A 26,129-nucleotide genomic window follows, 5' to 3' on the forward strand; every position below is an offset into this window, starting at 1 on the left:
GGCGCGGACGGTCCACGGCCTGTTCTATGTGTTGCTCGTCGCGCTGCCGCTATCCGGCTGGCTGATGGTATCGGGGCCCGATCATCGCCGTCCGCTGCAATGGTTCGGCGCGTTCGACATCCCTTATCTGCCGGCGTCGGGCGCCACCGCCGATCTGGGCGGTGCCGCGCACGGCCCGCTCGGCTGGCTGATGCTGGTGCTGGTCGCGGTGCATAGCGCCGCGGCGCTGCGCCACCAGTTCATCCTGCGCGACAAGGTGCTCGCGCGGATGATCCCGCCGCTGGCGGGCTGAAACCTCGCCAAGGCCGGCTTCCATCTCTCGCCTCGCATGAACAAGGCGGGGAAGCGGTGGGGCGCGTAAATTTTCCCCAATTCGGATCAAATTCTTCCCCGTAGCGATAAAAAGAGCCGGTTGCGCGGGCAAGGGTCTTGCAACCCGTCGCCTGAGACTTATGTTGGTAGCGTACGGTGTCGTGTCCCCCCTTTCGCGGCGCCGTATGGCACGCCTCTGGCGTGTCTCCTCCCTGAACCTTGGCCACCTCGCGCCACCAAGCGCGAGGTGGTTTTTTTATTGGTTCGTCACTCCGCGGCGAGCGAGTGGGGATTATCGAGCGCCTCGTCGGCCAGCGCGTCGATCGCCGCGCGGACCAGCGCCACCATCGACGCGAAGCCTGGCCCCGGCTGATCGAGCAGCGGGTCGAGGTAAAGCGACCGATCGATCTCGAGCTGGATCGCGTGGATATGGCCCGCGGGCTTGCCGTGCCGATCGAGGATATGCGCGCCGGCATAAGGCGCGTTGCGCGCGTGGCGCAGCCCGGCGGCGGCGATCGCCGCCTCCACCCGCCGCACGAAGCGCACCGCGCTCGCCCGGCCGAACCGGTCGCCGGTGATGACCCGGGCGCTGCCGTCGATGATCGGTGGCATCGAATGGAGATCGAGCAACACCGCGCAGCCGAACCGTTTGCGCGCATGCGCCAGCGCCTCGCTCAGCGCGACGTGATAGGGGCGGTGATCGGCGGCGATGCGCGCGGCGATATCCTCGGCTGAAAAGCGCTGGCGCCACAATTCCCCCGCGCGCGCGGTGCGGCGCGGCACCAGCCCAAGCCCGCCGCGCACCTTGGCGGTCGGCTGGCTCTCCCCGGCGCCTTCGTCGATGCGCGGATCGCGCTCGTGCTCGGCGCGGTTGAGATCGATCCACGCCCGGCCGATGCGCTGGATGAACATCGTCTCGCGCCCGCGCGCCGCGCGCGCCACCGCGTCGATATGGCGATCCTCCAGCGTCGTCAGCACCTCCACCGGCACGCGCAGATTGGCGCGCAGCGCCAGCGGGTAATCCCGCCCGCCATGCGGGACGGAGATCACCACCGGGCTTTCGGGCTGGTCCGGGCCGAGGATGTCGAACGAGTTTGGCATCGATGTGCGAGCCTATGGCAGGTGGCGGCTCGTCGCAACGGGCGGGTTGCGGGTGGAAAATGTTAATTGGTTGCCGCATATTGTCGCCCGGCGTTTCGCGAGGCCAGAAGGCAAGGATTAAGCGACCCTACGATGATCAGGATTCTACTGGCCGAAGACGATCAGGTGATGCGCGAATATCTTACGCGCGCGCTGGAGCGATCCGGCTATGCCGTGACGCCGGTCGACCGCGGCACCGCCGCATTGCCGCTGATCGAGACCGAGCGATTCGACCTGCTGCTGACCGATATCGTGATGCCCGAGATGGACGGGATCGAACTGGCGCAGAAAGCGGCAGAGATCGCGCCGGACCTGCGCGTGATGTTCATCACCGGTTTCGCCGCGGTGACGCTGAAGGCCGGCAAGACGATGCCGCAGGCCCGCGTGCTGTCCAAGCCGTTCCACCTGCGCGACCTGGTGATGGAGGTCGACCGCATGTTCGAGACCGATCACGTGAGCGGGCTCAATTAATCGAATCCGGTGCTTGCGCACCGCATAACTGCCCGCTAAAGGCCCCACTCCCCGTGGGCGTGTAGCTCAGTGGTAGAGCACTGTGTTGACATCGCAGGGGTCGCAAGTTCAATCCTTGCCACGCCCACCATCGAAAGCCCCGCTAATCCAATGGGTTAGCGGGGTTTTTGTTGGAAAAAGCCGGGCGTGGAAATGAGCCCGAAACGGCCAAATTTGACCCGATTTTACCCGTTTTGACCAACTTTTTTGGGCAAATTCTGGGCACGGGTTGGAGGACGTGTCGGGCGCCGTGTAAAATTGGGCCGGTAGCGACAGTTAGAACTGGGATCCGGCCCATTTTGTCGGCGTCAGTGGCGTGGGCGCCCCGGTACGGCGCCCTGTTGTTCCCGAGACGGCGGTAACGCTGTCCCCCGAGCTGCTACGTCCCTTGCTTGAGTATGAGCGCTCTCTCACGGGCTGCCGGGTTCAATGTACAGGGTGGTGACACCCAGCCGGCCCAGCCCTTCGCGCACGGTATTGGCGAGGCGATTTCCACGACGTCTGGTGTCGCAAAAATCCGGGATCGCACACGAGGCACTCGAGCGTATCGGGTAGCTCTATGAGATCGAGCGCGAGATCACCGGCAATTGGTCCAGGAAATGATGTTCCGGCCCCGGCACCCGCGCCTCCTACTCGCCGGGGGACATGCCCGCCGCCGCGACACTCGCCATCGCCAATTCCCCTTTCGTCATAGCGCCGTGGAAAGGCCGATCTTGAACTGGCGGCCCAAGGCGCTCGCGGTGAACGGATCGTAATTGTAATTGAGCCGCGCGAACGGGGGATCGCGGTTCGTCAGGTTGATCACCGACAGGCTCAACATAGTCTCCGGCATGATTTCATATTGCAGCGTGAAATCGGCGGTTTTGAATGAGTCGATATAGGTGCCCTGCGGCAATGCCGGGCTGCCCGGAATATTCGCATTCGGCCCGAAGATGCCGGTCGCGCTATCCGCGCGCTGATCATACATCTTACCGACGTAATTGAAGGTGATGCGCCCGTTCAGCGGGCCGTATCTGGCCTCGACATAGGCCTGGTCCTTCCAGCGCGGCACCGGATAAGCGGTGGTCTGGAAGTTGAACTTACCGGCCGCGTCGAAGCCAGGCTGAACGACGACGCCGGCGACCGATTCCTCCCCAGTGCGATATTCGATATTATAGGTGGCGGATCCGCCGATGCCGATCCGCACCGGCCCGACCTCCGCGCTATAATCGAGCAGAATATCGAGGCCCGAATTGGTTACTTTGGCGCCGTTCTGATAATTGGTGATCACGCGCGAGATATTGCCGACGTTGCATATTCCCGCGCCGGCCACCCCGCCGCCGCCGTTGAAATAGAAGCGCTGACGCAGCGTGGCAAAGGCGGGATCGTCGCAATTGCCGCCCGCCGTCAGCGTCGAGACCATCCCGGCGAGCGGATCCGAGACGATCGTGTCGCGGATATTGTAACGGAAATAGTCGATGCTCGCCTTGAGGCCGCCGATCGCCAACAGCACGCCGCCTGAGATATTAGTCGAGGATTCGGGCTTGAGTGCGGGCGTGCCGAACACCTCGACCGGGCGGAATGCCGAGCCGATCAGCTGCAGCCCGGTGAACGAATTGGTGGTGAGATATTGCACCGGCGGGCCGCGGAAGGGGGTGCCAAGCCCGCCGCGCACCGCCAGCCAGTCGGTCATCTGGAAACGCAGCCGCCCCTGCGGGTTGAAGGTCGAGCCGACCAGCCCGCCATAATCCTCGTACCGCGCAGACAATTGGCCATTGAGCGAATCGAGGATCGGCAATTGCAGCTCGGCAAAGGTCGCCCAGACGTTGCCGCTCGCCTGGGTCGCGGTGGTGGTGCCGAGGAAGCCGAACGCGCCGCCTGCCTGCGCCGATGGGCCACCGACCGTGCTCGGCGCGCACGGCCCGAGATTGCCGTTGATCGGGGTCTCACGGCACGGCGTCGTCGCCAGATCGGCCGACTGGCTTGGCGTGAAGCGATAGGTCGATCGGCGGAACTGCCCGCCGAACGCAAATTTCACTTCGCCGCCCGGCAGTTGAAGCCCGGTATCGCCCGAAATCGCCGCGTCCGCGACGAGCAGCGAGGTATCGATGCGCTGGATGTGCGGCACGTACAGCCACCGCGCCAGCTCGATTGAATTCGCCACCGATGCGACATAATTGGGGTTGGTCTGCCCCGACACCGGATTGCCGCTGACCGCATTGCCGAACGGGTTGAGCCACAGGCAGCCGTTTTGCCCCGGCGTGCTCGCCGCAATGTCGCAATTCGCGCCGCCCAGCCCGCGCAACGCCAGCTGCAGTCGGTCGCCGTAAATGTCAGCACCGCGGATGATCCGGCTATATTGATGATAGGTGCCGGAAATGTCGAAATCGATCCCCTCGGTCAGCGGCCCGCGCAACGCGAGCGTGAACCGCGTGCTATTCGAGCTGCGGCTGCCGATCGACGAGCCGGGATTGTCCGGATCGTCAAGCGTCAGCGGGTTTCCGCCGAGTTGGAACGGACGGTAGAATAAGGTCGGAAACACCACACCCGCGGTGGCGGCCGGCAGCGCATTCTGCGCGCGATAGGCCTGCAGCCCCGGATTATCGCCCGGCACGTAGAAGCCCGACACGCTGCTGCGATCCACCCCGCCCAAAGAGACGAGCGAGGGCGGGAGCGACGGCAGAAAAGAAGGCGAGCCGAGATAGCGCGGAATATCCGACCATCCGTACAGCGCGGTCGCCTGCAACTCCATCGCGCGCGGCAGATCGACAGTGATGTCGATAAACACCTGGCCGCGCCGCTCGGTCTCGGTCAGCGCGTCGAATTGCGGATTGTTGGCGATGCAGCGGTTGCGCGTCGTGACATAACCGCCGAGCGGCGCGCAACTCGCATCGCTCTGGATCGGGCCGAGCGCGGCGCCGGATGCGCTGATCGGCACGAAGCTGCCCGGATGGCCCGCCTGGGTCCAGCCGCCCTGCGGGTTTTCGGGATAGGGGCGCAACGAAAAGGCACGATCGAGAGTGAGCAATTGTCCGCGCGTCTGATAGCCGGCAGCAACCAGGAAGCGCAGCCCGTCGCCGCGATGGCCGTAGCTCAACGAGCCGTCGAAATCGCCATTGCTGCCCGGCACGTGCTTGTAGCTGCCGGCGGCGCGGAAACCCTGCTGATCGGTGCGGGTGATGAAATTGACCACGCCGGCGATCGCATCCGAGCCGTAAGTCGCGGCGGCGCCGTCCTTGAGCACCTCCACCCGGCCGATCGCGGCGAGCGGAATCAGGTTGATGTCGACGGTCGGCGCACCCGCGCCGGTCGCCACCAGCCGCTTGCTGTTGAGCAGCACCAGGGTCCGCTCCGGCGTCAGCCCGCGCAAATTGACCGTCGCGATCCCCTCGGTGCCTTGCGAGCGCGCGTCGAACTGATTGGCGTCGCCCAGCACGCCGGTCGACGTCGGCAGAGACTTCATCAACTCGACGACGGTGGGGCTGCCCTGCCGCTGCAATTCCTGCGCGCCGATCACGTCGACCGGCGCGCGCGCATCCTCGCGCGAGCCGCGGATCAGCGTCCCGGTCACGATGATATCGGCTGGCACGCTTGCCGCTCCTTCGCCGCTGGCGATCTGTGCCGATGCCGGCGCGATATGCAGCATGGTAACCGCTGACAAAGCGGTCGCCCCCCAAAATATTCTGCGCATCATCCCCTCCCGCTCCGATGCATCTGAATCAGGCTAACGTGGGACGGACGCCTTGCGCTTGGTCAAAGAATCCTTCGGGGTTATTCCCTGCGACTATAGCGACCGGCGTTTGGAGAATTCGGCAATCTTGCGCACCAGCGGCACGCTCCACAGTCCGCGCGTGGTGAGCATCCAGCATTCGAACGGCCAATGCCCGGTGGTGCGCAGTTCCACCAGCGCGCCCGACACGAGATCTCGTTCGAACACGAAGCGCGGTCCGCGCGCGATCCGATCGGTCCCGAACGGATAGACGCGGATCAGTTCCGGTTCGTCCGTCAAAAGCGCGCGCAGATGCGCATCCTGCGCGTTCGTCATCGAGCCGATCCAGGAGAGAAGCGAGTGATCGATCTGCAGATGCGCCATCGGATAATCGAGCACCGCCGCCGGGCCGACCGGCGCCCGCTCGAGCAGGGGATGGCCGGGCCGCACGGCCATGATGATGTCAGTCTCGAACAGCTTGACCCGGATCAGATCAGGAAATCCTTCCGCATTCTCCTTTCGTGTGAACGAAATGTCGTAAAGCCCCTCCTGCACGCCGCGAGCCAGTTGCGAGCGGCGCACCCGTTTGACGGCCAGTTGCAAATTGGGAAATTCGATCGCCGAATGCCGCATCACCATCGGTAGCGGCTTCAGATGCGTCACCGCGCCGACCGCGATCGTCAACTGGCCGACCTCGCCGCGACTGCGCTGCCCGATCTCGCGCCGCAGCTTGGCCACCTCGTGCAAGAGCGGCTCGGCGCGGCGTGCGAGGAATTCGCCGTGCGACGTCGGGCGCGTCCCCTCGGCGGAACGCTCGAACAGTTGGATGCCAAGCTCTGCCTCCAGCCGGGCAATGCTCTTGCTGAGCGTTGGTTGCGATACGCCAAGCGTGCGCGCCGCGCCGTTGAACCCCTTCGCCTCGACCACGGCCACAATCTGTTCGAGGTGACGCAACTCCATCGCGCCAGCCTATATCAATTCATGCCGGCATCATAATCAGCGCAGCGGCACCTTCGCCGGATAGCTTTTGAACGTGTCGAGATGCGCGCGGATCGCATGCGTCAGCACCGGGATCTGCGGCTGTTTGAGTGGAGCGAGCGCATGTTCCTCCTTGGGATCGATGTAGAGGTTGAACATCTTCCCGCCATAGATCAGCTCGCTGACCGATGCTGAAAACGGGCTGGATCTCGGCCAGCTATCGTCGCTTTCGGTTTTCTGGTCGCGCACAAGGAATTTGAATTCGCCGACTCGCGCGCCCATAAACACATTGGTCGCCCAATAATATTCCACGCGCCGCGCGCTCTCGCCATTGTCGGCGAGCAGGAAGCCGCTCTGGTCGATGCCGTCGATATAGCGGTCGCCCGGCACCAGATCGGGCCGCCCGGCCAGCGACAGGCTGGTCGCGAACACGTCCATCAGATCGAACAGCCCGTCGGACACGCGCCCCGGCGCGATCACGCCGGGCCAGGAGGCGATAAACGGCGTGCGTACCCCGCCCTCGTAGATCGAGCCCTTCGCCGAACGGAACGGCGTGGTTCCCATATCGGGGAAGGTTTCCGCCATCGGGCCGTTGTCCGACGCGATCATGATGATCGTATTGTCGAGCTGTCCGGCCTGACGCAGCGCCGCTACCACCTGCCCGACGCGATGGTCCAGCTCGACGATCACGTCCTTGAACGGATAGCGCCCCGGCGATTTGCCGGCGAATGCGGGGTGGGGATAATTGTCGAAATGCGCGCCGCGCGTGCCGAAATAGAGAAAGAACGGATTCGCCTGATCCTTGCGTGAGGCGATGAAATCGGTGGCGCGCTGAGTGAATTTCTCGTCGACGAAGCGGATCGTGTCGAGATCGATCGGATAGACCGGCTTCGCCTCCTCGCCGGTCCGCCCCGAAACGATCGCCATCGTCTCGCCCGCCGCCGCCCAGGCTTTGCGGTCGGGGTCATTGACCAGATCGGGATTGCGCCATGGCTCGCGCCACGCGGTATAATCGTCGGACGAGGTGAGGATGCCGTAATAATCGTCGAAGCCGACATTCTGCGGCTGCGTCTCCTTCGCCCCGCCGAGATGCCATTTGCCGATCGCCTGGGTGGTATAGCCCGCTTGTTTGAGCAAGGCGGCAAGCGTGACCTCGCCGTTCAGCCCGGTCGCCGCGCTGTTCTCGCCCGGCAGATAGGGTTTGAGCAGCCCGGTACGCACCGGCAGCCGGCCGGTCAGCAGCGACGAGCGTGTCGGCGTGCACGAGGGTTGCGAATAGGCCGAGGTCAGCCGCAATCCGCTTGCGGCGAGGCGATCGAGATTGGGCGTGGGACTGCCGACCGCAATGCCCCCGCCGAACGCGCCCAGATCGCTCCAGCCGACGTCGTCCATCAGGATCATCACGATATTCGGGGGACGGCCGAATTTCGCCCGCGCCGCGGCCAGCGCCGCCTGCGCCGCGCCCGACTGGCGCGGGTGTTGGATGACCGGCTCGCGGTTGGGCGCGGGGCGCATCGTTTTCGCGAGAAAGGCGTCGACCGGTTTGACCGGCGCCGGTTGCGCGGCCGAAACCGCGGGCATCGCCATGGCCGCCAGCGCGATTGCCGATGCGCGGATTGCGAGCCTCGTCATGGCCATGCTGCGCTCCCCTGGTCCTTGTCGTTGCCGGCACGCTAACCGGTGCGTGGCGCAATGGCGATGACATAGCCGCTATGTATTTCGGCTATTGGCTTAGCGCTGTCGTCGCCCGATCGCCGCCCCTAGGATCACGGCATGCGCGATCCGAAGCGGTCGCCGGGGCAAATATGAAGGGGAGTGGGCGATGGATTTGTCGCGTCGCGGCATGCTGGCGCTGGGGCCGATCGCCGCCGGAAGTTCGATGGTTCCGCTGCTCGCAGCGCCGGCAGGGGCGCAAGCGCCCGCCGACGCGATCGCGGATCCCTATCGGGTTGGGCTGTTGCCGTCGCAGCGCCATGATGCCGCGCCGCTGGGGAATGACGTATCCCCACAGACCCGCGCCTGGCGCGCGCGCGGCAAATTGGCCTCGGTGTTCGGCAACGAAATCTATTACCAGCGCGACGGCCGTGGGCCGACATTGGTGTTCATCCACGGCTTTCCGACATCGAGCTACGACTGGAAGTCGGTGCAGGAAGACCTCAGGCGGTCATTCGACTGCGTCATCTTCGATCTGGTCGGCTTCGGCCTCTCGAGCAAACCCGAAGCGTGGAGCTATTCGCTGTTCCAGCAGGCCGATACGGTCGAAGGACTGATGCGCGCGCTCGGCATTCGGAGCGCGCATATCGTCAGCCACGATATGGGCACTTCGGTCCATACCGAGCTGCTCGCGCGCAAGCAGGCGGGAACGCTGACCTTCGACCTGTCCGGCTCGACCTTCCTCAACGGCAGCGTGATTAAGGGCATGGCGACGCTCAACGACTTTCAAAAGACGCTGCAGGACGCATCCTCGCTGCAAGCGGGGATGAAGATGGTCGCGGAACTGATGCCGAGCTATGTCGACCGGCTCAAGCAACTGATGGCGCGCCCCGAAGTGGTGACCGCAGAAGAAAGACGCGTGATGGAGGATTTGCTGGCGCACGAGCAGGGCAATATCCGCCTCCCCAACGTCTACAGCTATGTGCGCGAACGCTATATCCATGAGGAGCGCTGGGTCGGCGCACTGCGCAAGGAGAATGGCCCGGTCCAGATCATCTGGGGCGCGGCCGATCCGATCGCCAATATCGGTATGGGCCGCAAGCTGCACGAACTGGTGCCGCAGGCGCACTATACCGAGCTGCGGAATGTCGGGCATTTCATCCCGTTCGAGGCGCCGGCCGAGGTTTCCGCCGGGATACGCGGCTTTATCGGAAAAATCGCCGAGCGGTCGTAATGCTGCTCATGCGGCTCTGCCTTCAGCGCGACGCCGCAGCACGTCGAGGTTGCGTTGGTGGCTCGCTTCGTCGTCGCCTGAACGCGGCGAGCGAAAGCATAGCGGCGATATAGATGGCGATGATATAGACCAGGCCGAGTTCGTCCAGGGACCGTTGAGAGATGGTCGCCGGCCGGACATTTTCCGACAGCCCGACAATGCTCAGGATCGCGTCGACCGAGAATACGCCGAAGCCCGCGATCGATTTCTTGACGATATCGTCGGCCGAAACGAGCACCCCCTCCGAGGGCCGGCCGGTCTTCACCCAAGCCTCGTTCGACCCTTCTATCTGCCAGATGCTCTTGCACTATAGAGGTCGGCACTTGGCGAGTGTCGAAGTTTCACGCGTGCTACGCTGCTCAGAGCGCAAATCCCATCCCTGGAAAATCAAGCTGATTTCTCAGCTGCGCGCCGACGATCCTCACCCAAATAGCGGTGGTTCAAGGGTAAGCCGCTCCTCGTCGGTCGAATAGAGTGCCGCAGAGGGCGCACTACCGGCAGCCGCCGACCAGCCCCGCCAGCCCGATCGGTTGGCGGGGCTTTTTTGTTCGCGGCTCCGCCGGGGCGTGCGCCTCAGAAGAAATGGCGCAACTGGACGCCATATTGCCGGGGCTCGCCGTAGAGGGTCTTGATCACCGTCTGGTTGGTCACCCCTGTCGCGCCCACGCCGGCTGTCTTGTATGTGGGATAGCGCTCATTGGTGAGGTTGCGCCCGTAGAGCGCGATTTCCCATCGCTCGTCGATCGGCCGCCACGCCGCCCGCGCATTGAGCAGGGTTACCGTCTCGCTTTCGAAGGCAGGATTGTTGTTGGCCTTGAAATAGACCCGGTCGCGCCACGAGAAATCCGCGCGCAGCGTGAGGCTCCCGACCTCGCCGAGCGGCGCCTTATATTCGCCGCCATAAGTGACATTCCATTTCGGCGCATTGGGCAGGCGGTTGCCGCCGAGGTCGACGCCCTGACTGAAATAGACGTCGTAGCGGGCATCAAGCCATGCCAGCGTCGAGTTCAGTGTCAGACGCGGAACAGGCCGCGCCAGTATCTCGGCCTCGAACCCCTTGATCCTCGCCTTACCCGCATTGGTCGTGGTTGCAACGCCATTGATATATTCGACGACCTGGAGATTGGTGAAATTATAATAGAAAGCCGAAAAATTGGCACGAAGCCTTTTGTCCAGAACGGTCGACTTCAATCCCGCTTCGTAGCTCCAGATATATTCAGGCAGGAAGGGCTGGCCATCGCCGAGCTGGAAGCCACCCGATTTGAATCCGCGCGTTGCCGCGGCATAGAGCATGATATCTTTGGTAATATCGTAATCGATTCCGAATTTGGGCGTCCATGCCCCCCAGGAATCCTTCGGCTGCCCGCCCCCGATCTGCGCGTTGTTGACCAGGATACGGTAGGAAAAATCCTTCTCTTCCCATGAATAGCGCAGCCCGCCGATCAGGCGCAGCCGATCGGTCACCGCATAATTCGCCTGTCCGAACACCGCGACGGCATTGGTGGTGTTGGTCTCGGGCGTGACCCGGCGCCTGTTGGGCTGGATGATGCGAAGCTCGTCGCTGCCCTTTTCGTTGAGATAGAAAGCGCCGAGGATCCACTGCAGCGCGCCCTCGCCGTTGCTCACCAGTTGGAGTTCCTGCGTGATGCTGCGCGAGCTTTCGAAATATTCCTGGTGCCGGAGAAACAGATCGGTCGCATCAGTGTCGAACGCTTCGGAGACATTGCTCTTGCGCAGCGCGGTGATCGACTTAAGCGTGACCGGGCCGTTATTCCATGTGATCGTCGAGGAAACGCCCCAGGCGTCGACATCGTAGCGCGGATCGGCATCGAGCGCGACGTCGAACGCACCCCGCGGAACGGTCGCCCCCGCGGCGGCGAGCCCACCGCTCGCATAGGATGTGAGCTTCGATGTCGAGCCGGTCTCGCGGTCCTGGCTCGCATCGGCCCGCAGCACGATTTCCAGATCGTCGGTCGGATTGAACGCGAGCGTCACGCGTCCGGCGAGATTGCCCTGATCCTGATATCGCCGGTTTCGCGCAACGTCGCGATAGATGCCGTCGCGACTGTTGGCGAGCACCGTCACGCTCATGCCGACGCGATCGCCGACCGGCCCCGCGATCGTGCCGCTGAGCGCGCGTTTGGCGTAATTGCCCAGCGTGAGGCCGATCGCGCCGCTCAACGCCTTGGTCGGCATTTTCGAGATGATGTTCAACGTGCCGGCGGCGGAGTTTCGGCCGAACAGCACGCCTTGCGGGCCGCGCAGGATCTCGATGCGTTCGACGTCGAACAGATCTTGATAGCTCGTCGTGGGGCGGGGAATGTAGACCCCGTCGTAATGGACCGTGGTGCTGGGATCGGTCGCGATGCCGAACGCCGTGGTGCCGATGCCGCGAATGTTGATGATCGCCATCGCGTCATTGGTGATCGAGACGCCGGGGGCGAAAAATTGCAGGTCCTCGACATTCGAGATGCCGGTCGCGGTGAGCGATTCGCCCGTCATCGCGGTCACCGAGATCGGCACGGATTGGAGATTTTCCTCGCGTTTCTCGGCCGTTACTATGATGTCCGTAAGGCCGCTGTCGGGCGGCGCCCGTTGTGCGTCTGCCGGGTCGGCGAACAGCGCCGACAATGCGAGGCTGATGCCGGCGATTCGTGCATTCGTACCGGAGGATATGTAAATATTCGTCAAGTATTTTCCCCTCCAATTTATCCGCTCGTGCCGAGCGCGATTTCGTCTTCTCTGCGGAGAGGTTGATTACCTGACGGTAGATGGGCGAAAACTCGTCGCCAAGACGATAATATGCGCTCCCTCCGCGCGAATATATACGTCGCGTCTGCAGTATTCCCTCATATGTAATTTCCTTGTCTCCATCGAAGGGCGAGGGGTGGAGAATTACTGGCTTAGCGTCATGGCCTCTTTCCGGGTGTCGATACCGACGTCCGCCTCGCTGCTGCGAAGCAGCCGATAAGTCGCACCGGGCGCAATCTTCCTGGGTTCCGCGATGCGCCCGTCGGCACTGAGAAAGCCGGACCGGCTGTAAAAATCGGATTTTCGATAGTCTCGACCTATCCCTGTCTGGCTCGCGTCGGGTATTGCGAGATCGACTGTTGCGGCGCGCCTGCAACTGATGGAGGGACGGTGTGATGTCGACGATAGGCAAATTGACCGCCGGCGCGGCGGTGACCGCTTTGTCCGCATTATCGGGGCTTGCGCTGTTCACCGCGTGGAACGGCCGTCGCGCCGAGCGGCTGGTGCCGCCCGACGGGCATTTCGTCCAGGTCGACGGCGCGACCTTGCATTATGCCGATATCGGCCACGGGCGGCCGATCGTGATGATTCACGGGCTCGGCGGGCAGCTGCGCAATTTCACTTATGCGCTGAGCGAGACGCTCGCGCGCGATCATCGGCTGATCATCGTCGATCGGCCCGGATCGGGTTATTCGACCTTCAGCGCCGGCACCAAGGATCGCGGGCTGTTCGTCCAGGCGCGGATGATCGTTGACCTCATCACCGCACTGGGGATCGAGCGGCCGTTGCTGGTCGGGCATTCGCTCGGCGGCGCGATCGCGCTGGCCGCGGCGGTGCAGTTTCCGCAGCGGATCGGCGGACTGGCGCTGCTCGCGCCGCTCACCCAGCCGATCGAGACGGTGCCGGAGGTGTTCAAGGCGCTGTCGCTGCAATCACCGGTGGCGCGCGCCGCGATCGCCTGGACGCTGGCCGCGCCGCTGAGCCGCGCCCGCCCCGAGGTCGCGCAGGCGCAATTGTTCGGCCCCGAGGAGGCGCCCGCCGATTTCGAGACGCGCGGCGGCGCCGCGCTGACCTTGCGCCCGGCGGCGTTCCAGGCGGCGGCGGCGGATGTCGAGGCGTGCGGGGTCGATATGCCGATTTTGGCGCGCCGCTACGGCGAATTGTCGCTGCCGGTGGGGATCCTGTTCGCGAAGGAGGATCGCATCCTCAACTTCGCGGATCACGGCCCGCCGACCGCGCAAGCGATCGCCGGCGCCGAGCTGACCGCGATCTCCGGCGGGCACATGTTCCCGCTGACCCAGCCTGCGGTTACCGGGGAGTGGATACGCGCGAGGGCTGCGGCGATCGGGGGTTAGGATTTCCGTCGCCCGGCCCTAGCCGGAGATGCGCTTCAACGCGACGCTCGCAGTGCATCCGATCTCGAAAAGTAAATTGATGAATAGCGACCGCTGGAGCGACGAAAATTTCGTTTCTTTAGCGTCGTCGTGTGCGAGAACATTAGGGGGACGAATCGGGAATTCTTGGTGATGATCGATCTCTTCTGTAATCGCGAAAATTTGCCGATGTGCAATCTGACATTCGATATTGTCGACCGAAAATACGACGATAGCGCAAAGTGCTGGAATTTATCCTTCCGCGCCGACGGCGGGTTGTACGGTATCGTTGGATTCGGCGCGACGATTCCCGCATCCGGCTGGCGCGCTCAATCCGATACGGCCGAAGGTGTGACGTTCCATACTTATTGGAACCGCCTAATCCTGCATTCGAGCGGGCACGAAAGCGATATGCTGCTGGAAGTCCTTGTCGAATGCTACGGATATTTCGCCTGCCGTGGCGATGAATCGAGTATATTCTACAAAATCTATCAAGAGATCGGGCAGTGGTTCTTCGTCGACGCGATCGATTGCGTGTGTGTCGGGATTCAGTCCGACCCTGCAAGGATCGCGGAGGAGCCTCAGCACCTCAAGATTTTCTTCACCGACGGGACGGAGGATGATCGCTATGCGGAAATATTTCTCGACATCGATCTGCCGAACGGCACGGCCGGGTTGAACGAGAAGGACACGACTTACCGGCCAAAACTGGTCCATTGGCTCGCCACGCGGGCAAGGCGGCTTCATTCGATGCACTAGGGTGGATCGAGTTTCACGCGTTCGAGCCTTCGCAACCCGGTCACCCCGGCCTTGAGCCGGGGGCCGTCTGGGGGGCGGGTGCGGAGCAAGAGCTTCCAGCCGCTGTACGCGCGGCAGGATGGAGCCCGGTTCGGGGCTGTCCTGAATACCTACCTTGGCAGGCAGTCGAACGCGTCGAGGCGACGGGATTTGTGCGCCGGGGTCGCCGCGGCCGTCGCGTTAAATGAAACGGCCTATCCTCCGTTCGCCCCTAAGCTTCTCGAAGAGCTGCATTTCTTTCCGCGGACGAAAAGTGCAGCCCTTCGAAAAACTTAGCCCGAACGGTTCGGAGCCCGAGCGCCCGGCCTATTCCGCCATTTCCGGCTCGGGGGCCGGCGCGCGTTCGAGCAGCGGCGCGAGATAATGGCCGGTGAAGCTGCCCTTGGTCTTGGCGACCTTCTCCGGTGTCCCTTCGGCGACGATCTCGCCGCCCTTCACCCCGCCTTCGGGGCCGAGGTCGATGATCCAGTCGGCGGTCTTGATGACGTCGAGGTTATGCTCGATCACCACCACCGTATTGCCCTGTTCGACCAATGCGTGGAGCACTTCGAGCAATTTGCGGACATCCTCGAAATGCAGCCCGGTGGTGGGTTCGTCGAGGATGTAGAGCGTGTTGCCGGTGGCGCGGCGGCTCAGTTCCTTGGCGAGCTTGACGCGCTGCGCCTCGCCGCCGGAGAGCGTCGTCGCCTGCTGCCCGACCTTGACATAGCCGAGCCCGACCTCGGCCAGCATCGCCATCTTGTCGCGGATCGGGGGCACCGCCTTGAAGAATTCGGCGGCATCCTCGACCGTCATGTCGAGCACGTCGGCGATCGAAAGGCCCTTGAACTTCACCTCCAGCGTCTCGCGATTGTAGCGCGCACCGTGGCACACGTCGCAGGTAACATAGACGTCGGGGAGGAAGTGCATCTCGATCTTGAGCACCCCGTCGCCCTGGCATGCCTCGCACCGCCCGCCCTTGACGTTGAAGCTGAACCGCCCCGGCTTGTAGCCGCGCGCCTGCGATTCGGGCAGCCCGGCGAACCAGTCGCGGATCTGGGTGAAGGCGCCGGTATAGGTCGCCGGGTTCGATCGCGGGGTGCGCCCGATCGGCGACTGATCGATGTCGATCACCTTGTCGAGATGCTGGAGCCCGGTGATCTTCTCATGCCGCCCGGCGAGGATGCGCGCACCGTTCAATTGCCGCGCCGCCGCGGCATAGAGCGTGTCGATCGTGAAGCTCGACTTGCCCGATCCCGACACCCCGGTGATGCAGGTGAAGGTGCCGAGCGGAATGCTCGCGGTGACGTTGCGCAGATTGTTCGCCGTCGCGTTGTGGACGGTGAGCTTCTTGCCCGATCCCTTGCGCCGCTTCGCCGGCACCGGCACCGCGCGGGTGCCGTTGAGATAATCGGCGGTGATCGACCCGTCCGACGCGAGCAGCTTGTCGAGCGTGCCGTGCGCGACGATCTCGCCGCCGTGGACGCCCGCGCCGGGCCCCATGTCGATGACATAATCGGCGGTACGGATCGCATCCTCGTCATGCTCGACGACCAGCACGGTATTGCCGAGATCGCGCAGCCGGCGCAGCGTCGCGAGCAGCATGTCGTTGTCGCGCTGATGGAGCCCGATCGACGGCTCGTCGAGCACATAGAGCACGCCGGAGAGGCCGCTGCCGATCTGGCTGGCGAGGCGGATGCGCTGGCTCTCGCCGCCCGATAAGGTGCCCGATGTCCGGTCGAGGTTGAGATAATCGAGCCCGACATTGTTGAGGAAGCCGAGTCGCTCGACGATCTCTTTCAGGATGCGTTCGGCGATCGCGCGCTGCTGGTCGTTGAGCTGTTCCGGAAGCGCATTGAACCACGCCAGCGCGTCGACCACCGACATGCGCGTCGCATGGCTGATATCCTCGCGCGCGACCTTCACCGCGAGCGCCTCGGGCTTGAGCCGCGCGCCGTGGCACACTTCGCATGGCTGCGAGCTTTGATATTTGCCCAGTTCCTCGCGCATCCACGTGCTCTCGGTCTGAAGCATGCGGCGATTGAGATTGCCGATCACCCCCTCGAACGGCTTCTTGACGTCATAGGACTTCTTGCCGTCGACGAAGGTCAGCGTGACGGGCTTGCCGCCGGTGCCGTGGAGGATGATCAGCCGCACTTCGCCGGGCAGATCCTTCCACGGCGTTTCGAGGCTGAAGCCGAATTCGCGCGCGAGGCTGCCGAGTACCTGCATATAATAAGGTGAGGGCGGGTTGGATTTCGCCCAGGGCACGATCGCGCCCTTCTTGAGCGTCAGATCATGGTTGGGGACGACGAGATCCTCGTCGAAGATCAGCTTCTCGCCCAGCCCGTCGCACGCCGGGCAGGCGCCCTGCGGCGCGTTGAACGAGAACAGCCGCGGCTCGATCTCGGGGATCGTGAAGCCACTGACCGGGCAGGCGAATTTTTCGGAGAAGACGATGCGGTTGGCGGGGATGCCGGCATTCTTCACCTGCCCGCCGGCCGCCGCCTCATCCTCGCGCCCCGGCACCACGCCGTCGGCGAGATCGACATAGGCCAGCCCCTCGGCCAGCTTGAGCGCGGTTTCGAAACTGTCGGCGAGCCGCGTCGCGATATCGTCTCGCACGACGAGGCGATCGACCACCACCTCGATATCGTGCTTATACTTCTTGTCGAGCGCCGGCGCCTCGTCGATCTCATGCATCTCGCCGTCGATGCGGACGCGGGTGAACCCCGCTTTCTGCCACTCGGCCAGCTCCTTGCGATATTCGCCCTTGCGCCCGCGTACGACGGGGGCGAGCAGATAGAGCCGAGTCCCCTCGGGCAGCGCCATCACGCGATCGACCATCTGGCTCACCGTCTGCGCCGCGATCGGCAGCCCGGTGACGGGCGAATAGGGCACGCCGACCCGCGCCCACAGCAAGCGCATGTAATCGTAGATTTCGGTGACGGTGGCGACGGTCGAGCGCGGGTTGCGGCTGGTCGTCTTCTGCTCGATCGAGATCGCCGGCGAGAGTCCCTCGATATGATCGACATCGGGCTTTTGCATCAGCTCGAGGAACTGGCGCGCATAGGCCGAGAGCGACTCGACATAGCGCCGCTGCCCCTCGGCGTAGATCGTATCGAATGCGAGGCTCGATTTGCCCGAGCCGGAGAGCCCGGTGATCACCGTCAGCGTGTCGCGCGGGATATCCACCGCGACGTCCTTGAGATTGTGCTCGCGCGCGCCGCGGACGGAAATGTGAGTCAGCATGGATGGGGGTTCTACTTCTGTTCCGCAAAGCTTTCCAGTCCCTTCGAGATGGGATTGTGCATCGATTGCGGCAAGATGGCTGGAACTGGCGGCGAAGTGTATTATATTGATGGCACACTGGAGGCAGGCGATGGCGAAGAAAGACGGCAAGAAGGCAAAGCGGATCCCGAAGCGGATCGGCGGGCTGAAAATCCCGAAGGAACTGCGGCACGCGGGCGAGGCATTGCTCGACAAGGCCAATTCGCCCGCGGGGCGCGAGATTATCGCCGCCGGGCTGACGATGGCCGCCGCCGCGGCGTCGGCCGCCGCGCGCAAACAGCGGACCGAGGCGCATCGCGCGACCCGGCCGGGCGAGCCCGGCACGGTCGATCCGCAACGCGTCGCCGAGGCGGTGGGCGATATGGCGGATATCGTGCTTGATCGCATCTTCCGCCCCCGCAAGGCGTGACGATTACCGTCTTTTCATCACGCGGACGCGGTGGCGTCAGGCAGGGAAGGGCAGAAGCGCGTTACCGATCAGGAGTAACCGGAATGAAACAAGCCAAATTCGTGTTCGCTGCTGCCGCCGCTGCGATGGCGCTCGGCGGGTCTCCGGCGCTGGCCAAGGGCTGTATCCGCGGCGCGGTCGCAGGCGGCGTCGCGGGGCATTATGCCGGGCATCATGCGATCGCCGGCGCAATGGCCGGCTGCGCGGCGGGTCATTATTACTATAAGCACAAGGCGGCGGTCGCTGCGCAGAAGCAGCAACAGGCCGCGCATCCCGGCACCGGCCAGCCGGCGAAGTAATATCTGAAAATGATAGCGCGGGTCGTGCCGAATCCGCGCTACCGCCCCGGCGTAGGCCGGGGCCCAGTTATGGCCGACCCGATGCTGGACCCCGGCCTGCGCCGGGGTGGTGGGAGTCAGAAGATCCTCGTGTCCCCGCGAAGGCGGGGATCCAGAGGCCAAGGCAATCAGCGTTTCGTTATTTGGCCCTGGGTCCCCGCCTTGGCGGGGACACGAGGAATGTGACTTACTTCCCCCGCCGCTTGCGGTGGCTCTCGAGGTCGAGCACCGCCGAATCCTCGCCGTCGGGCAGCAGCCCGAGCCGCCGCGCGACTTCCTGATAGGCCTCCGCCTCGCCGCCGAGATCGCGACGGAAGCGATCCTTGTCGAGCTTCTCGCCCGAAGCCATGTCCCACAAGCGGCAGCAATCCGGGCTGATCTCGTCGGCCAGGATGATCCGGCCGTAATCATTGTCCCAGATTCGCCCGAATTCGAGCTTGAAGTCGACCAGCCGGATCCCGACCCCGGCGAACAGCCCGCTAAGGAAATCGTTGATGCGAATCGCGAGATCCTGGATGTCGTGCATCTCCTCCTGGCTGGCCCAGCCGAAGGCGGCGATATGCTCGTCGCTGATCATCGGATCGCCGAGCTCGTCCGACTTGTAAGCATATTCGATGATCGTGCGCGGCAGGCGGGTGCCTTCCTCGATCCCGAGCCGCTTGGCGAGCGTGCCCGCGGCGACGTTGCGCACCATCACCTCGATCGGGACGATCTCGACCTGCCGGATCAATTGCTCGCGCATGTTGAGCCGCCGGATGAAGTGCGTCGGCACGCCGATATGGTCGAGCAGCGTGAAGATATGCTCGGAGATCCGGTTGTTGAGCACGCCCTTGCCGTTGATCGTGCCCTTTTTCTGGGCGTTGAAGGCGGTCGCGTCGTCCTTGAAATATTGGATCAAGGTGCCCGGCTCGGGACCTTCGTAAAGGATCTTCGCCTTGCCTTCGTAGATCTGTCGCCGCCGCGCCATCGCTCGGTCCCCTGAAAAAAACGACCCCGGCGACGCGAATGCCGCGCGGCCGGGGCAGGAATCTGGGGGAGGATATAAGGTAAGGGATAGACGGGCGCAATCAGTCGGCTGCCGACGGTCTGGTGCCGCGCCACCACGCGCGCAGCGGGTCCTGCCAGCGTCGCCACGCCAATGCGCCGAGCAGCAATACGATCGCCGGCGGCCCGAGCAGCGCGATCGCACCGAGCAGAATCGCCAGCGTCCATTGCAGCGAATTGCCTGCCGTATCAGCCGCCTCGGCCAGCGCGGTGCGCGCGCCGAAGCCACGGACCACGGTGCCGGAATGATATTGGAAGGTCAGCGGGGTACTGGCGAGCGAGGCGCGCTGTTCGTCGGTCTTCTGCTGCGCATCACGGCGTTGCGCGTCGAGTTCACCGCGTTGGCGGGCGAGTTCGGCGCGCGTCGCCGATGAGATATCCTTGCGTGCGAGTTCGCGGTCGATCTTGTCGCGCGCGGCGGCGAGCGTTGCGTCGGCCTTGCCGAGCTCGGCGATCCGCGCACCAGCGTCGGCGCCGGTAATCTCGGCATCGATCAGCATACCCTCGGCCGCCTCGATCGCCGCGATCCCCTGTCGCCCGAAGGCGCGGGCGAGCGCCGGATCGAGCTTGAAGGCGAGCATCGCCTCGACCCCGTCGCCGTGCGTCAGCGTGTAGCGCATCCCGGTGATGCGACAGCGGCTGATCCCGAGTTTTTCGCAGGCCTGGGCATGCGCCTCCTGCGCGCCGGCGATTTTCGCAGGGGGCAGGCGGAAGGCGTAACGATAATCGAAGGCCACGCCGGGTGCGGCGGTGACGTCGACTCCGGGCCCCGATCCCTGGCTGTCGCTTTCCGCCTCCGGCGGCGCGGACCTGCTGCATGCCGCCAGCACGAGACAGACACAGACGATCGAAATACGTCGCATGATCGCTCTCCCGATAATGTCCTTAATCCATCGGATTAATCGAATATCACGGTCAAGCGTTATTTTTTGTCGATGAGTTGAGTGTCGAGCGCCGCAAGCACGAGCTGCCTGGCGGTCGCCCAGGCAGGGGTTTCGGGTGCGATCAGTTCGACATGGCCGGTGGCGGGGACGGTGTGGAGCGTCACGCTGTCGCCCGCGGCGGTGGCGCGCGCCAGATAATCGGTGGCGAAGCGATAGGGGATGATGCGGTCCTCGCGCCCGTTGACCAGATCGTGCGGTATGCCGATCGGAAGCAGGCGCGGGATCGACGTGTCGACATAGGGATCGGCGCGACCGGTGCCGACGAGCCGGGGGATCACCGCGGTGCCGCAGCCATTGTCCGGGCTGGCGGCGGTCGCCTCCAGATCGGGCAGCCCGCCGAGGCAGACGACATGCGCGATCGGCAGCGGGGCGGGGCTGCGCAGCGCGCTGGCGCCCGGCAGCCGTGGACGCGCGGCGAGCCACAAGGCGAGATGCCCGCCGGCCGAATGGCCGAGCGCGACGATGCGGCGCGTGTCGAGATCATAGTCGGCGCGGTGCGCGAGCAGCGCGTCGGCGGCCGCGGCGGCATCGGCGAAGGTGCCGGGATAGCCCCCGCCGTGGCGGTCGACGCCGCGATAATCGATGTTCCACACCGCAATCCCCGCGCGGCGCAGATCGTCGGCGATCCAGTCCATCAGCGTGCGATCGGCGATCGCGGTTTCCCAGCAACCGCCGTGGACCATCACGACCACGCGATGCGGCCCGCGCCCGGCGGGGCGCCACAGATCGATTTTCTGGTAGGGATCCGGCCCGTAGGCGATCGTGGCATCCGGCACGGGGCGCGGCCGCGTGGTGAGATCGGGCCAGGTGAGATAGGAAGGCGACATGGCGCCCACCTTATCATTCATGTGTCGACTGGGAACCTCCCCGGCGGGGCGTCGATCGGCGGAGTGGAGAGGGCCGACCGGCTTGGCGGGGGAGCGGGCCGCCGCCGGGGAGGAACTGGTCCGCGCTCAGCCGCAATGCGGCCCGCGGCTGCGCCAGGGCGCGTCGAATTGCTTGCGGTTAACCCGGGCAAAACCGACGCTTGCCGCATGAATCAGGTCGGCGACGGCGCGCGAAAACGAAGTGTGCGAATTGGCCCAGGACTGGGTCAGAAAATCGTCACGCATTTCTTCCTCCTGTCCGTTTCTGCTGACCCGCTCTAAATGGCTCATTGTGCGCTGCAGCGCCAACAAATCGCTCGACATGATCGATAAGCTGGATTTATGGGTTCGCGATGCGCCGCATCCCGCCGCTCGCCGCCGTCCGCGTCTTCGAAGCCGCTGCGCGACACGAGAATTTCACCGCCGCCGCCGAGGAACTGGGGATGACCCAGGCGGCGGTGAGCTATCAGATCCGCGTGCTCGAGGAGCGGCTGGGCCAACCGCTGTTCCGCCGCGAGCGTCGTCGCGTCCTGTTGACCGACGCGGGGCGCCGCGCCGCACATCAGCTGACCCGCGCGTTCGACGCGATCGATGCCGCCTTCGCGGGCATCCGCGCCGAGGACGAGGGGCTGCTGACGCTCTCCACCTCGAACACCTTCGCCAATACCTGGCTGGTGTGGCGGCTCGGCGCGTTCCAGATGGCGCATCCAGAAATGGCGGTGCGGCTGCTGACCAGCGACCTGCTGACCGATTTCGCGGCCGAGGATGTCGATGTCGCGATCCGCGCCGGGCGCGGGGGTTGGGAGGGATTGTCGGAGGATCTGCTGCTGCGGATCGATTTCACCCCGATGTGCAGCCCCGAATTCCTCGCGCTCCGCGGTGGGCGGATCGAGCCTGCCGATCTGCTCAGGCTGCCGCTGATCAGCCCGAACGACCCGTGGTGGAGCCAATGGCTGCGCGAGGCGGGGGTGGAAGTGCCGGAGGGCGCGCTGCGCCCCGGCGTCCGGCTCGATTCACAGGCGCATGAGGGGCATGCGGCGATGGCCGGGCAGGGGGTGGCGATGCTGACGCCGTTCTTCTGGCGCAACGATCTCGCCGAGGGGCGGTTGGTGCGGTTGTTCGAACAGGCCTCGACGCGCAATTTCGGCTATTGGCTGGTGTGCCCCGAGCACCGCCGCCGCGTGCCCAAGATCGCGCGCTTCCGCGAATGGCTGCTGCGCGAGATCGCGGCGGATGGGGCGTTGTCCTGATCGCTTTCGTCGCCCCGGCCACTTCGTCATCCCCGCGCAGGCGGGGATCCATTCTGGCTGGCCTATCGGCTTGAGCCGCAACCTCGGCGCGAATGGATTCCCGCCTTCGCGGGAATGACGGGGAAGAGCTTGCTCGGTGTTTGCGGAATTTCCGTTCGCCCCTTAAAGCCTCCGGCTTCATGGCTACCGACTTTGCAGAACCGCCGATCGGCATCCTCGATGCACCCTTCGACAGCGCGCTTTCCGAACGTTATCTCGTTTACGCGCTCTCCACGATCACCGCGCGCTCGCTGCCCGACGTCCGCGACGGGCTGAAGCCGGTGCATCGCCGCTTGCTGTGGGCGATGCGGCTGCTCAGGCTCGATCCCGCGGCGGGCTACAAGAAATGCGCCCGCGTCGTCGGCGACGTGATCGGTAAATATCACCCGCACGGCGACCAGTCGGTCTATGACGCGATGGTTCGCCTCGCGCAGAATTTCGCGCTGCGCTATCCGCTCGTCGACGGGCAGGGCAATTTCGGCAATATCGACGGCGATAACGCTGCCGCTTACCGGTACACCGAAGCGCGGCTGACGCAGGTCGCGATCGACCTGATGGACGGGCTCGACGAGGATGCGGTCGCGTTCCGCCCGACCTATAATGGCGAGGAGCAGGAGCCCGAGCTGTTTCCCGGCATGTTCCCCAATCTGCTCGCCAATGGCGCGAGCGGGATCGCGGTGGGCATGGCGACTTCGATCCCGCCACACAATGCCGCCGAATTGCTCAACGCCGCGATCGCGCTGATCGACAATCCCGCGACTGATCCGCTCGATCACGTCCAGGGGCCGGATTTCCCGACCGGCGGGCTGGTGGTCGACGGCGCCGCGGTGATCCGCGAGGCTTATGCCACCGGGCGCGGCGGCTTCCGCGTGCGCTGCCGCTGGACGGTCGAGCGCGAGAAGGGCGGGGCGTGGCAGATCGTCGTGGGGGAAATCCCCTATGGCGTTCCCAAGGGCAAGCTGATCGAGCAGATCGCGGCGCTGATCAACGAGAAGAAATTGCCGATCCTCGCCGACGTGCGCGACGAGAGCGACGCCGAGATCCGGCTGGTGCTCGAGCCGCGCAGCCGCACCGTCGACCCGCAGGTGCTGATGGACGGGCTGTTCCGGCTGTCCGATCTCGAAACCCGCGTGCCGCTCAACCTCAACGTGCTCGACAAGACGCGCACCCCGCGGGTGATGAGCCTCAAGGAAGCGCTGGAGGCGTGGGTCGAGCATCAGTTCGTCGTGCTGCGCCGGCGCACCGAGCATCGCCTCGCCAAGATCGCCGACCGGCTGGAACTGGTCGCGGGCTATATCATCGCCTTCCTCAACCTCGACCGGGTGATCGAGATCATCCGCACCGAGGATGAGCCCAAGCCGGTGATGATGGCCGAATTCCAGCTCACCGACCGCCAGGCCGAAGCGATCCTCAACATGCGGCTGCGCTCGCTGCGCCGGCTGGAGGAAATGGAGCTCAAGCGCGAACAGGAAGCGCTGACCAAGGAACAGGCCGAGCTGCAGGCTTTGCTCGGCTCCGACGCGCGGCAGCGCACGCGGATGAAGAAGGATCTCGGCAAGATCCGCGACCGCTATGGCCTGGAGACCGCGCTCGGCCGCCGCCGCACGACGATCGAGGAAGCCGCCCCGGCGCGCGAGATCCCGCTGGAGGCGATGATCGAGCGCGAGCCGATCACGGTGATCCTGTCGCAGCGCGGCTGGATTCGCGCGATGAAGGGGCATGTCGATCTCGCCTCGGCCGAGACGCTCAAGTTCAAGGAGGGCGACGGCCCGGCCTGGGCGTTCCACGCGCAGACCACCGACAAATTGCTGCTCGCCGCGGAAAACGGGCGTTTCTACACGCTCGCGGCGGACAAATTGCCCGGCGGGCGGGGGTTCGGCGAGCCGGTTCGCGCGACGATCGACCTCGACGGCAATGTCGGGATCGCGGCGTTCATGAGCGCGGCGAAGCTCGATAAATTGCTCATCGCGGCGAGCGACGGGCGCGGCTTCGTCGTGTCGGCGGCGGATGTGCAGGCCGAAACGCGCAAGGGCAAGACGGTGATGACCCCGCGCCCCGGCGCGAAACTGCTGCTCGCCAAGCCGATCCCCGCCGATGCCGATTATGTCGCGGCGATCGGCGACAACCGCAAGATGGTGGTGTTCCCGCTGTCCGAACTCGCCGAGATGACGCGCGGGCAGGGGGTGCAGCTTCAGCGTTATCGCGACGGCGGGCTCTCCGACGCGATCGCTTTCCATTATGCCGACGGCCTCAGCTGGTCGATGGGCGGTGGGAGCGGGCGGGTGCGCACCGAGAGTGACCTTTCGCCGTGGCGCACCGCGCGCGGCGCCGCCGGACGGATGCCGCCGAACGGTTTCCCCCGCGACAACCGCTTCTGACGGCTCAGAAAAATGCGTCGAATCGATAACTTCACACTTGTAAATTTAGGTCGTCGTTAACGCTCCGTATGTCATCGCAAGCGCCAATGATGACGGGGGGCAACATCGCAAAGGCCATTCCGCCGGTCATGCCCCCGGGTCTGACCGCGGCGGAGGGTGCGCTCGAACTGTTGCCGATCGCTGCGGTCGTCGCGGGGTTCGACGGCGAGCGGCTGATTCGCGAGACTCCCAACGCGATATTCCGCCGGCTCGGGCTCGATCGCACGCTGGAGGATATCGGCCCGCGCATCGCCACGTTCCTCGCCAAGGGCGATGCGCGCGCCGAATTCGCCTGGGATATCGGCGATGCCGTCGAGCGGCGGCATTTCACGGTGACGCTGGCGCGTATCGGCTATCGCGCCGAGCCGCGCTGTTTCGTGTCGTTCGTCGATCATACCGGCGAATTGCGCACCGAGCAGAATCTGCGCCGCGAAATGACGATCGACAGCCTCACCGGGCTACCCAACCGTGGCGGCTTCGGCGATCGGCTGGAGGCGCAGATCGCCGAGGGCGAGACGGCCTGCGCTGTGCTGGTGGTCGATCTCGATCGCTTCGGCCGGATCAACGCCTGCCTCGGCAGCATGGCGGGCGACGAATTGCTGATGGCGGTGGCGCGGCGCATCAAGGGGGCGCTGCGCACGCATGACGTGCTGGCGCGCACCGGCGGCGACGAATTCGGCATCCTGCTGTCGATCGACGATAGCCGCGACGAGGCCGAGCATGTCGCCAAGCGGATCCGCGCGGTGCTCGCCGCGCCGTTCCGGCTGAGCGATTACGAGATCCAGGTCACCTGCTCGATCGGCATCGCGTTCATCGAGGATGCGGTGACCGAGGCGGAGGACGCGATCCGCCACGCGCAATTCGCGGTCCGCCGCTCGAAGGAGAGCGGGCAGGCGGAGGCCTATCAGAACCACGCCTTCGTGCGCGCGCGCGAGGAATTCGCGCTGGAAACCCAGCTACGCCGCGCGATCGCCGAGGAGCAATTGACGCTCCACTTCCAGCCGATCTGCGACCTGTCGACCGGGCGGATCGTCAGC

General features: G+C 64.7%; 21 protein-coding genes and 1 tRNA gene. 11 read left to right on the forward strand and 11 right to left on the reverse strand.

Going from position 1 to position 26,129, the window contains the following annotated elements:
• A partial coding sequence (locus BGN95_RS21415) for a cytochrome b (RefSeq protein ID WP_286773945.1) occupies positions 1-292 on the forward strand: 292 nt, incomplete at its 5' end.
• Between the two features lie 287 nt (positions 293-579).
• Here BGN95_RS21415 and BGN95_RS21420 read toward each other — a convergent pair.
• A complete protein-coding gene (locus tag BGN95_RS21420) occupies positions 580-1,413 on the reverse strand; it encodes an N-formylglutamate amidohydrolase (RefSeq protein ID WP_265269525.1) in 834 nt (277 codons plus the stop codon).
• Between the two features lie 132 nt (positions 1,414-1,545).
• Here BGN95_RS21420 and cpdR point away from each other — a divergent pair, with 132 nt between their 5' ends.
• On the forward strand, positions 1,546-1,923 hold the full coding sequence (cpdR, locus tag BGN95_RS21425; protein WP_265269524.1) for a cell cycle two-component system response regulator CpdR: 378 nt from the start codon (positions 1,546-1,548) through the stop codon (positions 1,921-1,923).
• Positions 1,924-1,978: 55 nt separating this feature from the next.
• A tRNA-Val gene (locus BGN95_RS21430) sits at positions 1,979-2,053 on the forward strand.
• Between the two features lie 597 nt (positions 2,054-2,650).
• Here the strand turns inward: BGN95_RS21430 and BGN95_RS21435 are convergent.
• The 3 genes from BGN95_RS21435 to BGN95_RS21450 form a co-directional block, all read right to left on the reverse strand.
• Positions 2,651-5,530: a TonB-dependent receptor domain-containing protein gene (locus BGN95_RS21435; RefSeq protein WP_286773946.1), complete on the reverse strand. Its 2,880-nt coding sequence runs from the start codon at positions 5,528-5,530 to the stop codon at positions 2,651-2,653.
• A 195-nt stretch (positions 5,531-5,725) separates the two neighbouring features.
• Complete coding sequence (locus tag BGN95_RS21440) at positions 5,726-6,610, reverse strand: LysR family transcriptional regulator (protein ID WP_287461222.1); 885 nt, start codon at positions 6,608-6,610, stop codon at positions 5,726-5,728.
• 36 nt (positions 6,611-6,646) lie between these two features.
• Positions 6,647-8,260, reverse strand: a complete 1,614-nt coding sequence (locus tag BGN95_RS21450; protein WP_286773947.1) for an arylsulfatase — start codon at positions 8,258-8,260, stop codon at positions 6,647-6,649.
• A gap of 190 nt (positions 8,261-8,450) precedes the next feature.
• Here BGN95_RS21450 and BGN95_RS21455 point away from each other — a divergent pair, with 190 nt between their 5' ends.
• Complete coding sequence (locus BGN95_RS21455; protein ID WP_286773948.1) at positions 8,451-9,515, forward strand: alpha/beta fold hydrolase; 1,065 nt, start codon at positions 8,451-8,453, stop codon at positions 9,513-9,515.
• Between the two features lie 22 nt (positions 9,516-9,537).
• On the opposite strand, the gene BGN95_RS21460 is transcribed toward BGN95_RS21455, so the two are convergent.
• A complete protein-coding gene (locus BGN95_RS21460) occupies positions 9,538-9,819 on the reverse strand; it encodes an MFS transporter (RefSeq protein WP_286773949.1) in 282 nt (93 codons plus the stop codon).
• 308 nt (positions 9,820-10,127) lie between these two features.
• Positions 10,128-12,077, reverse strand: a complete 1,950-nt coding sequence (locus tag BGN95_RS21465; RefSeq protein ID WP_286773950.1) for a TonB-dependent receptor — start codon at positions 12,075-12,077, stop codon at positions 10,128-10,130.
• 623 nt (positions 12,078-12,700) lie between these two features.
• Here BGN95_RS21465 and BGN95_RS21470 point away from each other — a divergent pair.
• Entirely contained in the window at positions 12,701-13,660 is a 960-nt protein-coding gene (locus BGN95_RS21470; RefSeq protein ID WP_286773951.1) for an alpha/beta fold hydrolase, read from the forward strand.
• 168 nt (positions 13,661-13,828) lie between these two features.
• Positions 13,829-14,437: a hypothetical protein gene (locus BGN95_RS21475; RefSeq protein ID WP_286773952.1), complete on the forward strand. Its 609-nt coding sequence runs from the start codon at positions 13,829-13,831 to the stop codon at positions 14,435-14,437.
• 345 nt (positions 14,438-14,782) lie between these two features.
• Here the strand turns inward: BGN95_RS21475 and uvrA are convergent, their stop codons facing one another.
• Positions 14,783-17,707, reverse strand: coding sequence for an excinuclease ABC subunit UvrA (gene uvrA, locus BGN95_RS21480; RefSeq protein ID WP_286773953.1), 2,925 nt, complete (start codon positions 17,705-17,707; stop codon positions 14,783-14,785).
• Positions 17,708-17,837: 130 nt separating this feature from the next.
• On the opposite strand from uvrA, the gene BGN95_RS21485 reads away from it, so the two are divergent.
• Both BGN95_RS21485 and BGN95_RS21490 read left to right on the forward strand, forming a co-directional pair.
• On the forward strand, positions 17,838-18,155 hold the full coding sequence (locus BGN95_RS21485; RefSeq protein ID WP_286773954.1) for a hypothetical protein: 318 nt from the start codon (positions 17,838-17,840) through the stop codon (positions 18,153-18,155).
• Between the two features lie 83 nt (positions 18,156-18,238).
• Positions 18,239-18,493 (forward strand): hypothetical protein, encoded by a 255-nt coding sequence (locus BGN95_RS21490; protein WP_179512250.1) that lies wholly within the window; start codon positions 18,239-18,241, stop codon positions 18,491-18,493.
• Positions 18,494-18,719: 226 nt separating this feature from the next.
• Here BGN95_RS21490 and purC read toward each other — a convergent pair whose 3' ends face one another.
• The 4 genes from purC to BGN95_RS21510 form a co-directional block, all read right to left on the reverse strand.
• Positions 18,720-19,499, reverse strand: coding sequence for a phosphoribosylaminoimidazolesuccinocarboxamide synthase (gene purC / locus BGN95_RS21495; RefSeq protein WP_179512249.1), 780 nt, complete (start codon positions 19,497-19,499; stop codon positions 18,720-18,722).
• Positions 19,500-19,599: 100 nt separating this feature from the next.
• Positions 19,600-20,439 (reverse strand): hypothetical protein, encoded by an 840-nt coding sequence (locus BGN95_RS21500; protein ID WP_179512248.1) that lies wholly within the window; start codon positions 20,437-20,439, stop codon positions 19,600-19,602.
• A gap of 59 nt (positions 20,440-20,498) precedes the next feature.
• Positions 20,499-21,347 (reverse strand): alpha/beta hydrolase, encoded by an 849-nt coding sequence (locus tag BGN95_RS21505; protein ID WP_265314138.1) that lies wholly within the window; start codon positions 21,345-21,347, stop codon positions 20,499-20,501.
• A gap of 126 nt (positions 21,348-21,473) precedes the next feature.
• Positions 21,474-21,632: a hypothetical protein gene (locus BGN95_RS21510; RefSeq protein WP_179512246.1), complete on the reverse strand. Its 159-nt coding sequence runs from the start codon at positions 21,630-21,632 to the stop codon at positions 21,474-21,476.
• Positions 21,633-21,739: 107 nt separating this feature from the next.
• Between BGN95_RS21510 and gcvA the strand changes: the two genes are divergently transcribed.
• The 3 genes from gcvA to BGN95_RS21525 all read left to right on the forward strand — a co-directional run.
• Positions 21,740-22,636 carry a transcriptional regulator GcvA gene (gene gcvA, locus BGN95_RS21515; protein ID WP_179512245.1) on the forward strand — a complete coding sequence of 299 codons (897 nt, stop codon included), beginning with the start codon at positions 21,740-21,742 and terminating at the stop codon, positions 22,634-22,636.
• A gap of 179 nt (positions 22,637-22,815) precedes the next feature.
• Positions 22,816-25,053 carry a DNA topoisomerase IV subunit A gene (parC, locus tag BGN95_RS21520; RefSeq protein ID WP_179512244.1) on the forward strand — a complete coding sequence of 746 codons (2,238 nt, stop codon included), beginning with the start codon at positions 22,816-22,818 and terminating at the stop codon, positions 25,051-25,053.
• An 89-nt stretch (positions 25,054-25,142) separates the two neighbouring features.
• A partial coding sequence (locus tag BGN95_RS21525) for a diguanylate cyclase domain-containing protein (protein ID WP_286773955.1) occupies positions 25,143-26,129 on the forward strand: 987 nt, incomplete at its 3' end.

Origin of the sequence: Sphingomonas sp. 66-10 (assembly GCF_001897045.1) — a bacterium.
Taxonomy (GTDB): Bacteria; Pseudomonadota; Alphaproteobacteria; order Sphingomonadales; family Sphingomonadaceae; genus Sphingomonas; species Sphingomonas lycopersici.

Coding starts and splice junctions, on each gene's coding strand:
- BGN95_RS21420 (WP_265269525.1), bottom strand. CDS start 1,413: ATGCCAAACTCGTTCGACATCCTCGGCCCGGACCAGCCCGAAAGCCCG.
- cpdR (WP_265269524.1), top strand. CDS start 1,546: ATGATCAGGATTCTACTGGCCGAAGACGATCAGGTGATGCGCGAATAT.
- BGN95_RS21440 (WP_287461222.1), bottom strand. CDS start 6,610: ATGGAGTTGCGTCACCTCGAACAGATTGTGGCCGTGGTCGAGGCGAAG.
- BGN95_RS21450 (WP_286773947.1), bottom strand. CDS start 8,260: ATGACGAGGCTCGCAATCCGCGCATCGGCAATCGCGCTGGCGGCCATG.
- BGN95_RS21455 (WP_286773948.1), top strand. CDS start 8,451: ATGGATTTGTCGCGTCGCGGCATGCTGGCGCTGGGGCCGATCGCCGCC.
- BGN95_RS21470 (WP_286773951.1), top strand. CDS start 12,701: ATGTCGACGATAGGCAAATTGACCGCCGGCGCGGCGGTGACCGCTTTG.
- uvrA (WP_286773953.1), bottom strand. CDS start 17,707: ATGCTGACTCACATTTCCGTCCGCGGCGCGCGCGAGCACAATCTCAAG.
- BGN95_RS21485 (WP_286773954.1), top strand. CDS start 17,838: ATGGCGAAGAAAGACGGCAAGAAGGCAAAGCGGATCCCGAAGCGGATC.
- BGN95_RS21490 (WP_179512250.1), top strand. CDS start 18,239: ATGAAACAAGCCAAATTCGTGTTCGCTGCTGCCGCCGCTGCGATGGCG.
- purC (WP_179512249.1), bottom strand. CDS start 19,499: ATGGCGCGGCGGCGACAGATCTACGAAGGCAAGGCGAAGATCCTTTAC.
- BGN95_RS21500 (WP_179512248.1), bottom strand. CDS start 20,439: ATGCGACGTATTTCGATCGTCTGTGTCTGTCTCGTGCTGGCGGCATGC.
- BGN95_RS21505 (WP_265314138.1), bottom strand. CDS start 21,347: ATGTCGCCTTCCTATCTCACCTGGCCCGATCTCACCACGCGGCCGCGC.
- BGN95_RS21510 (WP_179512246.1), bottom strand. CDS start 21,632: ATGCGTGACGATTTTCTGACCCAGTCCTGGGCCAATTCGCACACTTCG.
- gcvA (WP_179512245.1), top strand. CDS start 21,740: ATGCGCCGCATCCCGCCGCTCGCCGCCGTCCGCGTCTTCGAAGCCGCT.
- parC (WP_179512244.1), top strand. CDS start 22,816: ATGGCTACCGACTTTGCAGAACCGCCGATCGGCATCCTCGATGCACCC.